The sequence below is a fragment of the Enterobacter sp. KB-221C9 genome (assembly GCF_041320715.1).
Lineage (GTDB): Bacteria > Pseudomonadota > Gammaproteobacteria > Enterobacterales > Enterobacteriaceae > Enterobacter > Enterobacter asburiae_D.
In genome coordinates this window covers 346,980-358,315 of sequence record NZ_JBGIWG010000003.1, presented here as the reverse complement: position 1 = coordinate 358,315, position 11,336 = coordinate 346,980, and the positions used below count along the sequence as shown (strand labels likewise).

At 53.7% G+C, this 11,336-nt stretch carries 10 protein-coding genes; 4 read left to right on the top strand and 6 right to left on the bottom strand.

Annotated features, from left to right (window positions below):
* Positions 1 to 4: 4 nt before the first annotated feature.
* Positions 5 to 1,645, bottom strand: a complete 1,641-nt coding sequence (pgm, locus tag AB8846_RS05830) for a phosphoglucomutase (alpha-D-glucose-1,6-bisphosphate-dependent) (protein WP_370732278.1) — start codon at positions 1,643 to 1,645, stop codon at positions 5 to 7.
* 24 nt (positions 1,646 to 1,669) lie between these two features.
* Positions 1,670 to 2,218 carry a replication initiation negative regulator SeqA gene (gene seqA / locus AB8846_RS05825; RefSeq protein ID WP_370732277.1) on the bottom strand — a complete coding sequence of 183 codons (549 nt, stop codon included), beginning with the start codon at positions 2,216 to 2,218 and terminating at the stop codon, positions 1,670 to 1,672.
* Positions 2,219 to 2,401: 183 nt separating this feature from the next.
* Between seqA and ybfF the strand changes: the two genes are divergently transcribed.
* The 4 genes from ybfF to fur all read left to right on the top strand — a co-directional run bounded on the left by ybfF (position 2,402) and on the right by fur (position 5,015).
* Positions 2,402 to 3,175: an esterase gene (ybfF, locus tag AB8846_RS05820; RefSeq protein WP_370732276.1), complete on the top strand. Its 774-nt coding sequence runs from the start codon at positions 2,402 to 2,404 to the stop codon at positions 3,173 to 3,175.
* A gap of 128 nt (positions 3,176 to 3,303) precedes the next feature.
* Positions 3,304 to 3,591, top strand: a complete 288-nt coding sequence (gene ybfE / locus AB8846_RS05815; protein ID WP_028019455.1) for a LexA regulated protein — start codon at positions 3,304 to 3,306, stop codon at positions 3,589 to 3,591.
* Between the two features lie 155 nt (positions 3,592 to 3,746).
* Positions 3,747 to 4,277 (top strand): flavodoxin FldA, encoded by a 531-nt coding sequence (fldA, locus tag AB8846_RS05810; protein WP_008501067.1) that lies wholly within the window; start codon positions 3,747 to 3,749, stop codon positions 4,275 to 4,277.
* 291 nt (positions 4,278 to 4,568) lie between these two features.
* Positions 4,569 to 5,015, top strand: coding sequence for a ferric iron uptake transcriptional regulator (gene fur / locus AB8846_RS05805; RefSeq protein WP_023310771.1), 447 nt, complete (start codon positions 4,569 to 4,571; stop codon positions 5,013 to 5,015).
* 91 nt (positions 5,016 to 5,106) lie between these two features.
* Here fur and chiQ read toward each other — a convergent pair whose 3' ends face one another.
* From chiQ to nagE, 4 genes are all read right to left on the bottom strand, one after another.
* Positions 5,107 to 5,433 carry a ChiQ/YbfN family lipoprotein gene (gene chiQ, locus AB8846_RS05800; RefSeq protein ID WP_032661388.1) on the bottom strand — a complete coding sequence of 109 codons (327 nt, stop codon included), beginning with the start codon at positions 5,431 to 5,433 and terminating at the stop codon, positions 5,107 to 5,109.
* Between the two features lie 47 nt (positions 5,434 to 5,480).
* Entirely contained in the window at positions 5,481 to 6,878 is a 1,398-nt protein-coding gene (gene chiP / locus AB8846_RS05795) for a chitoporin (protein WP_063143168.1), read from the bottom strand.
* Between the two features lie 446 nt (positions 6,879 to 7,324).
* Complete coding sequence (glnS, locus tag AB8846_RS05790; RefSeq protein WP_370732275.1) at positions 7,325 to 8,992, bottom strand: glutamine--tRNA ligase; 1,668 nt, start codon at positions 8,990 to 8,992, stop codon at positions 7,325 to 7,327.
* 179 nt (positions 8,993 to 9,171) lie between these two features.
* Positions 9,172 to 11,124: a PTS N-acetyl glucosamine transporter subunit IIABC gene (gene nagE, locus AB8846_RS05785; protein WP_063143170.1), complete on the bottom strand. Its 1,953-nt coding sequence runs from the start codon at positions 11,122 to 11,124 to the stop codon at positions 9,172 to 9,174.
* Positions 11,125 to 11,336: the final 212 nt, after the last annotated feature.

The window sequence follows — 11,336 nt, the reverse complement described above, 5'->3', positions numbered from 1 at the left end:
GCACTTACGCGTTTTTCAGCACTTCGCTGACAATCTCTACCGCTTCTTTCTCAATCTGCTGACGATGTTCAGCGCCGAGGAAGCTTTCGCAATAGATTTTATACGCATCTTCCGTACCGGATGGACGCGCGGCGAACCAGCCGTTCTCGGTCATCACTTTCAGACCACCAATGGATGCGCCGTTGCCCGGTGCCGCCGTCAGACGGGCAGTGATCGGATCGCCCGCCAGGGTGCTTGCGCTGACCATCTCCGGAGAGAGTTTGGACAGGGCCGCCTTCTGGGCTGACGTCGCGCTAGCCTGAATACGGTTATAGCTTGGTGCACCAAAGCGTGCCGCCAGGTCATTGTAATGTTCCTGCGGGTTCTTACCGGTAACCGCGGTGATTTCCGCCGCCAGCAGGCACATGATGATGCCGTCTTTATCGGTTGACCATGGCGTGCCGTCGAAGCGCAGGAAAGATGCCCCCGCGCTCTCTTCACCACCAAAACCGAAGCTGCCGTCGTGCAGACCGTCAACGAACCATTTGAAGCCCACCGGCACTTCCACCAGCTTGCGGCCCAGCGCCTCGACCACGCGGTCGATCATCGCGGAGGAAACCAGCGTTTTACCGACAGCCACCTCTTTGCCCCACTGCGGACGGTGCTGGAACAGGTAGTTAATCGCGACCGCCAGATAGTGGTTCGGGTTCATCAGCCCGGCAGGGGTGACGATACCGTGACGGTCATAATCCGGGTCGTTAGCAAACGCCAGATCGAATTTATCGCGCAGCGCCAGCAGGCCCGCCATCGCACACTCGGAGGAGCAGTCCATACGGATCGCGCCGTCTTTGTCCAGGTGCATAAAGCGGAAGGTCTGATCGACGTGATCGTTCACGATGGTCAGATCCAGCTTGTAATGCTCGGCGATACGCTTCCAGTATTCGATACCGGAGCCGCCCAGCGGATCCACGCCCAGCTTCAGGCCGGCTTTCTGAATGGCCGCCATATCGACGATATCCGCCAGCCCTTCCACAAACGGCTGAACCAGATCCTGCTCCTTCACGTGACCGGACGCCATAGCCGCATCCAGAGAAATGCGCTTCACGCCTTTCAGCCCGTCAGCCAGCAAGGCGTTAGCACGATCTTCCACCACTTTGGTGACGTTCGTGTCTGCCGGGCCACCGTTAGGCGGGTTGTATTTGATACCACCGTCTTCCGGCGGGTTGTGGGATGGCGTGATAACGATACCGTCAGCCAGCGCGCCACCTTTTTTGTTGTGCTCCAGGATGGCGTTAGAGACCGCAGGCGTTGGGGTGAAGCCGTTGTTCTCCTGAACAATCACGTCGACGCCGTTTGCCGCCAGCACTTCCACCACAGAGATGAACGCCGGTTCAGACAGGGCATGGGTATCTTTCCCCACGTAGCACGGACCGGTAACGCCGTTTTTAGCGCGCTCTTCCGCGATGGCCTGAGCAATGGCCAGAATGTGCGGTTCGTTAAAGCTGTGGCGCGCCGCGCTGCCGCGGTGACCGGATGTACCAAACTTCACTGCGTGTTCTGCGTTGCCCACGACCGGTTTCAGCACGTAATACTGCGCGGTCAGCTGAGCGACGTTAATCAAATCGCTTTGTTGTGCAGGTTGGCCTGCACGGCTGTGATTTGCCATTACCGGGTCCTTCTGATGCAAGGGTTAAATTGTACCGCAAACCTTTTCAATCAATTCCGCCGGGAACTGCATGGACTGCATGATGTGTTCAATCATGCTGCACTTGCGGCCCGTATTGGTATTGGTGATCACCCAGTACGGGGTGTCAGGAACATGTTTGGGTTTGGTTTGATTGCCATTTTGCAGCAGCGTCTGCTCGTCGCCCGCGAAATAGACGCGAGTACGGCCGTGAAGCGACTCGGTCGCTTCGGCAAACGCTTTGTTATCCAGTGAATAAAGTGTAGACAGCACCAGCATAAAGCGGTTGACCGCCTTTTTCTGCTCCGCGTATTCATCGGAGAGCAGCAGCTCGCGCATCGCGCGCACTTTATCTTTTGCCGGTGTCACGGCAGGTTTTGCTTGCGCAGCAACGCTCGGCTGAGACACGACATCTTTGGTGACTGGGGTAGCAGGCTGTGAAGCGGCGGAAATTTTAAGCATGCGCCGTAAAATGTCGGACGCGCTCTCCCCGATATGCCGCGTCTGGCTGGCAATATACTGATAGAGTTCGTCATCAACTTCGATTGTTTTCATCTTAATCCAGTGCGATATCTTATCTGAATACAAGTCATTGGGATTATAAGGTCAAATCCCAACAGCGGATAGCGTCAAACCAGGTTGGCGGCAAAAGTCAGATTAAACTGGAACCTTGCAGCCGGGCGGCAGAATGGTCAACATGATACCCTAACCTGACATACGTAAAAAAAGAACTTTGCCATGAAATTGAATACCCGAGCGCAAACTGCACAATCGCCGAACAATAATTCTCCCATCGTACTGGTTCACGGGCTTTTTGGCAGTCTGGATAACCTGGGCGTGCTGGCGCGCGATCTGGTTACCGACCACGATATTTTACAGGTTGATATGCGTAATCACGGTCTTTCCGGGCGTTCCGACGAGATGACCTACGCGGCGATGGCGCAGGATCTGCTGGATACGCTGGATGCACATAACCTGCAGAAGGTAACGCTGATCGGGCATTCAATGGGTGGCAAAGCGGTGATGGCCCTGACGGCACTGGCCCCGGACCGTATTAGCGGCCTGGTGGTGATTGACGTCGCGCCCGTGGATTATGACGTCCGCCGTCACGACGAGATTTTTGCCGCCATTAATGCGGTCACAGAAGCGGGTGTCGCGACACGCCAGCAGGCGGCTGCCGTCATGCGTGAGCATCTTGATGAAGAAGGCGTCGTCCAGTTTCTGCTGAAGTCGTTTGTTGACGGGCAATGGCGTTTTAACGTGCCGGTGCTCTGGGACCAGTACAACAACATCGTGGGCTGGGAAACCGTCCCCGCCTGGCCACACCCTACCCTCTTTATTCGCGGCGGAAACTCTCCTTACGTAACCGACGCGTACCGCGACACGCTGCTGGCCCAATTCCCGCAGGCTCGCGCCCACGTGATTGCCGGTGCCGGGCACTGGGTTCATGCGGAAAAACCGGATGCTGTACTGCGCGCCATTCGCCGCTATCTCGCTGATACTGCAAATTGATTAAAAATAAAGCGACTGGAAGGCTGCGGGCTTCCAGTCGTTGGCGTGCCGTTTTTGGTGATGTATGATGGCGCGCTTATCGCCCGGGCATTAGCAGGGCGGCGTGTTTCCCCCGAAGTCTCAGAATCATGGCCAAAGAACAAACGGACCGTACGACACTAGATCTGTTCGCGAATGAGCGTCGCCCGGGACGACCCAAGACGAATCCGCTTTCGCGCGATGAACAGCTGCGTATCAATAAACGCAACCAGCTTAAACGCGATAAAAATCGTGGGCTTAAGCGTGTCGAACTGAAGCTTAACGCCGACGCCGTCGATGCGCTGAACGAGCTGGCTGACGCGCGAAATATCAGCCGCAGCGAGCTCATTGAAGAGATGTTGCTTGTCCAGCTTGAGACGTTACGCAGCCAGGCATAAGTCTGAAAATCCCCTTTATCGCCCTTTTCATGTAGCACAGAGTGCAGTCCTGCGCGATAGCAGTTTCCGCAGGGTTGCCAGTTCTGCTATTATTGCCCTTATCCGTGGCCGAATTGCGCCACCATACTATTAAGTTTCAAGAGGTTATTTTACTCATGGCAATCATCGGCATTTTCTTTGGCAGTGATACCGGCAATACCGAAAATATCGCAAAAAACATTCAAAAACAGCTCGGTAAAGACGTTGCTGATGTGCATGACATCGCCAAGAGCAGCAAAGAAGATCTGGAAGGCTATGATATTCTGCTGCTGGGTATCCCAACCTGGTACTACGGTGAAGCTCAGTGCGACTGGGATGATTTCTTCCCGACGCTGGAAGAAGTGGACTTCAACGGTAAGCTGGTGGCCCTGTTTGGCTGTGGCGATCAGGAAGACTACGCCGAATACTTCTGTGACGCGCTGGGTACCATCCGCGATATCATTGAGCCGAATGGCGCGGTTATCGTCGGCCACTGGCCGACCGCCGGTTACCACTTTGAAGCGTCTAAAGGCCTGGCCGATGACGATCACTTCGTGGGTCTGGCCATCGACGAAGACCGTCAGCCAGAGCTGACGGCAGAGCGCGTTGAGAAATGGGTGAAGCAGATCCGAGAGGAACTGCACCTGGACGATATTCTGAACGCCTGATTTTTATCGCGGCGCAGCGGCGGCTGCGCCCGTGCTCCAGGTCAAACCGATTAAATTAATCGCTACAATCTTTTAACTTTTTCGCCCAGACCTGTACAATGTCTCCCTGATAAAATGTGGTTTTCCATTGAGCAAGTTTGTTGGTGATACCCCATTTTTATAAGCATATTTTGCCTGAGACTTGCAGTTTTCATTTAGCCATGGCAGTTCTATAATGAGACGCATTATCCCAGGTGCATTTTCTGTCACTTCCTACGGAAGTGAATCGTTTAGCAACAGGACAGATTCCGCATGACTGACAACAATACCGCATTAAAGAAGGCTGGCCTGAAAGTTACGCTTCCTCGGTTAAAAATCCTTGAAGTGCTTCAGGGTCCAGACAATCACCATGTCAGTGCGGAAGACCTCTATAAACGTCTTATCGACATGGGTGAAGAGATTGGGCTGGCTACCGTCTATCGCGTGCTGAACCAGTTTGATGACGCGGGCATTGTTACCCGTCATAATTTCGAAGGCGGTAAATCTGTTTTCGAACTGACCCAGCAGCAGCACCACGATCACCTGATCTGCCTCGATTGCGGCAAGGTCATTGAATTCAGCGATGATTCCATTGAATCACGCCAGCGCGAAATCGCCGCGCGTCACGGCATCCGCCTGACCAACCACAGCCTGTACCTTTACGGTCACTGCGCTGAAGGCGACTGCCGCGAAGACGACCACGCGCACGACGCGAAATAATCAGTATTCATACTCTGAGCCAGCCGCAAGGTTGGCTTTTTTTTGCCTGAAAAAAGCCCGGTGGCGCTGCGCTTACCGGGCGTAAAGCAACTTATTTATTGTTATTGCGTATCTCGTTCCAGATCTTATCGCAACGCTTCGCCACTTCCTGATCGTTACCGGTTTTACGCGCCTGAATACAGGCCTGGTAATCCATCACGCGGACGTTCTCCTGCGTCGCGAACTGCTCGTGCGCTTTCTCTTTCTTCAGCACGTTCAGCACGCTCTGGCAGGCTTCAATTTTCTCCGGCGATCCTTCCGCAGTATTAATGCAGGCGCTATAGGCCTCCTTCAGACGGGTGTCCTCTTTCGGCGCCTGCGTCTGAGCGCACGCCACCAGCCCTGATGCCAGCAGCGCGACGATTACGATTTTTTTCATCATGTGCAGTCTCCATACCGGCGGGACTCAGCCCGCCGGTGCGTTCATCAGAAGATGGTGAATGGGGCGATAACCATGAATTTCACGTCACGCTCATCCTGGAAGATGTTGCCGTAACCGCCCGCATAGCTCGGGATATCGGAGTGGTTGTCATACTGGGTAAAGTGCAGTTTGAACATCGTACCTTTCGCGCGGCCATCCTGCAGGGTATAGATAGCATCGAGGCTGTAGGAAGACTCTTTCAGGCGATAGTTGGGATCGTAGTATGCGTCCGGTGTTGCCATATCGGCAGGTTTTGCGTCCCAGGCGTAAGCGTAAGAAGCGCCCACCGCCCAGCCAGGCAGGTTCCAGTTTTTCAGGTCATACATTGCGCCGAAGAAGACCGCTTTCTCGCCGTCGGCGTTGAAGTCGGAACGGTTATCCCACCAGATATCAAGACGACCGTTGGAGGAGGCGTAGGTCGGGGTCATACGCTGCAGGAAGTAGCCCTGCTGCCCTTCCGCCTTCACCCATGTGCCTTCCAGACGTAAATCAACCTGACCGACCTTGTAGCCGAAGGTTAACGCCTGCAGCCACGCGGTGCCGTCATAAATGTCATTGACGCCACCGTTACTGACTTTATCGCGCGTACCGTAGAACTGGTAGCTGGTGCTCAGCGGGCTGCCTGCGACATCGAATTTATAGCTGGCCTTGGCAAAATACTGATCGATATAGCCCTGTGCCTGACCAAATGCCGCTTCAAGCACCAGATCGTTTTTGAAGTCGTACTTCGCGCCCAGCGAGTGCAGGTAATCGACTTTGGTTTTTTTATCGTTCTGGTAGAACTTGTCCATCTCGATGTGCCACGGCGCTTTGTACTCGTTGGTCCACATATAGGAGAAGCTCAACGCACCTGCATCGCCGTAGTCAAAGTTAGCCCCGGCTTCCGCACCCTGATAGGTACCCGGCATAAAGCTCCAGTGCGGTGCTAACAGGGTCTGGCCAGTTGGCTGAATATAACCACCGCGCGCCCATACCGGGCCGTATTTAAATTTCGCAGCGGCTTTGTAAAGGCTGATACCGCTCTTATCGCCGGACCAGTCTTCTTTATACGCTTTGTTACTGGAGGAGAAGGCGATTTCGTTCGGGTGACCGCTGTCGCCGTTTTCCGCCATTTCAATCGCGGTGAACGCAGCAATATCCAGACCGAACATATCCGCGGCATAGCCTGACTGGAAGTCCAGGTTGGCGTTCCAGGTGGAGTGCGAAAGGTTGGTTTTATATTTGTCTTCAGTGACGTCTTTACGGTCACGTTCACGCTGCCAGTAATAAATACCGCCCGTGAGGGTAGAATCGTCGATGAAGCCCGCGGCTTTCGCCTCTGGTGTTACCATCAGGCCCGACATTGCTGTCACACCGGCAATAGCCAGCGCCAGCGCACTACGTTTGCCACTGAACGTACGCATAGATTATTCCTCTTTGACGAATTAAAACGCCTGAAACGGCGTAAATAAAAAAGACCAAATGGTCAGGGGTAGTTTTAAATACCCTCGAATTAACTACCGTCTTTAGGTTATTTTTCGCGACGCGAATTATCAATGCTTTTTAGCGGACAAAAGTCAGGATTATGACGAAGTGCACATAATTGGTAGTGATTTGTAACATTTGCAGGGAGACGAGTAATGGCGGGGAATTATCAGGTATTTCAGTAGCTAGACGTGGGTTCTCTTTCCTTTTTTATAACCTTTTTAATTTTCGTAATGACACAAACTTTTTTTTAAAAAATAAGTAGCACCTCATTGACCTGATATTTTCATGAGGCCTCTTCAGGCCCTAACTTAATACCCTGATCGTTAAATAAAAAAACGCCGCATAGTGCGGCGTTTGTCTCTCATTGACCAGAGCAGCAATATTATTCGCCGATCTTCGTCCAGGTATCACGCAGACCTACGGTACGGTTAAATACCGGTTTTTCCGCCGTGCTGTAACGGTTGTCCAGGCAGAAGTAACCTTCACGTTCAAACTGGAACGCTTTGCCCGCTTCAGCCGCTTTCAGAGAAGGCTCCGCATAACCCTGCTTGATCACCAGAGATTCCGGGTTGATGGTCGCCAGGAAGTCTTCCGCAGCACCTGGGTTAGGCACGCTGAACAGACGGTCGTACAGACGAATTTCTACCGGCAGCGCGTGGGAAGCGCTCACCCAGTGAATAACGCCTTTCACCTTGCGGCCATCCGCCGGATCTTTGCTCAGGGTGTCAGCATCATAAGAACAGAAGATGGTGGTGATATTCCCTTCAGCATCTTTCTCTACGCGCTCGGCTTTGATGACGTAGGCATTACGCAGACGCACTTCTTTACCCAGCACCAGACGCTTGTACTGCTTGTTGGCTTCTTCGCGGAAGTCAGCGCGGTCAATCCAGATGTCAGCGCTGAACGGCACGTCACGGCTTCCCATTTCCGGTTTGTTCGGATGGTTAGGCATGGAGACCAGCTCGCTTTCACCCTGCGGATAGTTTTCGATGACCAGCTTAACCGGATCGATAACGGCCATCGCGCGCGGGGCGTTTTCGTTGAGATCTTCGCGAATGCAGGATTCCAGAGAAGCGATCTCAATGGTGTTGTCCTGCTTGGTCACGCCGATGCGTTTGCAGAACTCACGAATAGAGGCGGCAGTATAACCACGACGACGCAGACCGGAGATGGTCGGCATACGCGGGTCGTCCCAACCTTCAACGTGCTTGTCGGTCACCAGCAGGTTCAGCTTACGCTTGGACATCACGGTGTATTCCAGATTCAGACGAGAGAACTCGTACTGGCGCGGATGCACAGGAATGGTGATGTTATCCAGCACCCAGTCGTACAGACGACGGTTGTCCTGGAACTCCAGCGTACACAGGGAGTGCGTAATGCCTTCCAGCGCATCGCTGATGCAGTGGGTGAAGTCGTACATCGGGTAGATGCACCACTTGTTACCGGTCTGGTGGTGTTCTGCAAACTTGATGCGGTACAGCACCGGATCGCGCATCACGATGAACGGAGATGCCATGTCGATTTTGGCACGCAGGCACGCTTTGCCTTCTTCGAAGCCACCGGCACGCATTTTTTCAAACAGCGCCAGGTTCTCTTCCACGCTGCGATCGCGGAACGGGCTGTTTTTGCCCGGCGCGGTCAGCGTACCGCGATATTCACGGATTTCATCTGCAGACAGTTCATCAACATACGCCAGACCTTTGTTGATCAGTTCAACCGCGTAGGCGTACAGCTGATCAAAATAGTCAGAGGAGTAGCAAATATCGCCAGACCAGTTGAAGCCGAGCCATTGCACATCATTCTTGATGGACTCAACGTATTCGATGTCTTCTTTTACTGGGTTGGTGTCATCGAAACGCAGGTTGCACTGTCCCTGGTAGTCTTGCGCAATGCCAAAGTTCAGGCAAATGGACTTCGCATGCCCGATATGCAGGTAGCCGTTCGGCTCCGGCGGGAAGCGGGTATGAATTGTGGTGTGCTTACCACTGGCCAGATCTTCATCGATGATCTGACGAATAAAGTTACTCGGGCGGGCTTCTGCCTCACTCATCGTGGATTCCTCAAAGCGTAAACAACGTATAACGGCGTATGATCTTATAAGCCGGACGTAGTGACAACCCTTAGTTACGGAAAATACGTCTCTGATGAAAATAATGGGGGCATTTGCTGCAAAAAAAAGCGGCGGAGGATATCCCCCGCCGCTTAAGGCATGACTCTACTCAGGAGCGATTACTTGCCTTTAATCTCATACAGCGGCGTTTGACCCGCAACAACCTGACCTTTCGCCTGAATGACCAGGCCACTGAAGTCATCGATGTTGCTGCAAACGACTGGACTTATCATGGAGCGCGCGTTGGCGTTCAGGAAGTCCAGATCCATTTCCAGAATCGGCTGCCCGGCAACCACTTCAGCGCCCTCTTCCACCAGGCGAGTAAAGCCCTGGCCGTTCAGCGCAACGGTATCGATACCCATATGGACAACGATCTCAGCGCCATTTTCGGTTTCGAGGCAGAACGCGTGGTTGGTGTTGAAGATTTTCACGATAGTACCGGCCGCCGGAGACACAACGGTTTTTTCCGTTGGTTTCACCGCCACACCGTCACCGACCGCTTTGCTGGCGAAGGCTTCGTCAGGCACCTGCTCAAGGTCAACCACGTCACCCGTTACCGGAGAGACCAGAGTTGCCACCGTCACGGCGTTAGGCACGGCCTGCGGCTTCGCTACCGGGGCAACCGTGGTCGCAGGCGCGCTATCGGCTGATGCCGCCGCTACCGGGCCACGGGCAACCACTTTCTTCATTTCGTCACCGATGGATTCCGCTTTGGCGCCCACGATAACCTGGATAGTTTGTTTGTTCAGTTTAACGACGCCCGATGCGCCAAGGCGTTTACACATTGCGTCGCTTACGCGCGCAGAGTCACCCACCGTCAGACGCAGACGGGTGATACAGGCATCAATGGCTTTCAGGTTGTCAGTCCCTCCGACGGCAGCGATATAGCTTGTCGCCAACTGGGTCAGACCCTCCTCGGTATTGCTGTTGGCTTCGTTGGTTACCACTTCGTCGTTGGTATCTTCGCGGCCCGGCGTTTTGAGGTTAAACATACGAATAACCGCAGTGAACAGCACGAAGTAGATGACGAAGAACACCAGACCCATTACCACCAGCATCCAGACGTTCTTGCTTGCCGCCGGCAGGTTGTACATCAACACGTAGTCGATCGCGCCTGCAGAGAAGGAGAAGCCAGCATGGATACCCAGCAGGGTTGCCACAAACAGGCTGATACCGGTAAGCACCGCATGCATCAGGTACAGCACCGGAGCCAGGAACATGAACAGGAATTCCAGCGGCTCGGTAACACCGGTCAGGAACGCGGTAATCGCAACGGACAGCAGCATACCGCCAACCATTGGGCGACGCGCTTTTGGCGCAGCCAGGTACATTGCCAGCGCAGCGCCCGGCAGACCAAACATCATGATCGGGAAGAAGCCAGACATGAACATGCCTGCGGTGCCGTCACCTGCATAGAAGCGGTTAATATCGCCGTGGAATATGGTGCCCGCAGCATTGGTGAACTCGCCAATCTGGAACCATGCGATAGTGTTCAACACCTGGTGCAGACCGGTTGGGATCAGCAGACGGTTGATAAAACCAAAGATACCCGAGCCAACTGCACCCGCTGATACGATCCACTCGCCGCCCGCATGGATCGCATGCTGCACCGGTGGCCAAACGTAGCCAAAGATGGCGGCCAGAACCAGACAGAAGAAGCCCGTCGCGATCGGCACGAAGCGTTTGCCGCCAAAGAAACTCAGGAAGTCTGGCAGCTTAATGTTCGCCCAGCGGTTGTACGTCGCACCACCGACCAGACCGGTAATAATACCTGCCAGCACACCCATGTTGATTTCTGGGTTAATCGTTACCATCGCTTTCGTCAGGATGAAATAACCGACTGCCCCTGCCAGCGCTGCAGCGCCCGCGCTGTCTTTTGACCAGCTTGACGCAACACCGATGGCGAAAATCAGCGCCAGGTTGTCAAAAATGGCACCGCCAGCCTGGGCAATAAACGGTACATTAAGAAGATCGGGTTGCCCGAATCGCAGCAGCAGCGCTGCAACCGGTAGCACAGCGATAGGGAGCTGCAAAGCCCTACCGAGGCGCTGGAAAAAACCTAAAATATTCATCCTATTCCCCCTACGAGACCTTTTTCAGGCTCGCGCATAAACTATGTTTTTATTGTGTCACGAACGATAGATACCGTTGATAATTCACTGGCAGTCTGAGTGTGTGAAAAATTAATTCGTATCGCAAATTAAATGGGTATTTTTTGTGATTTTTGTCACCAAATATCGTTTCTCACCCTCCCTTACACTGGCTAACAGCGAAAACTTATTTT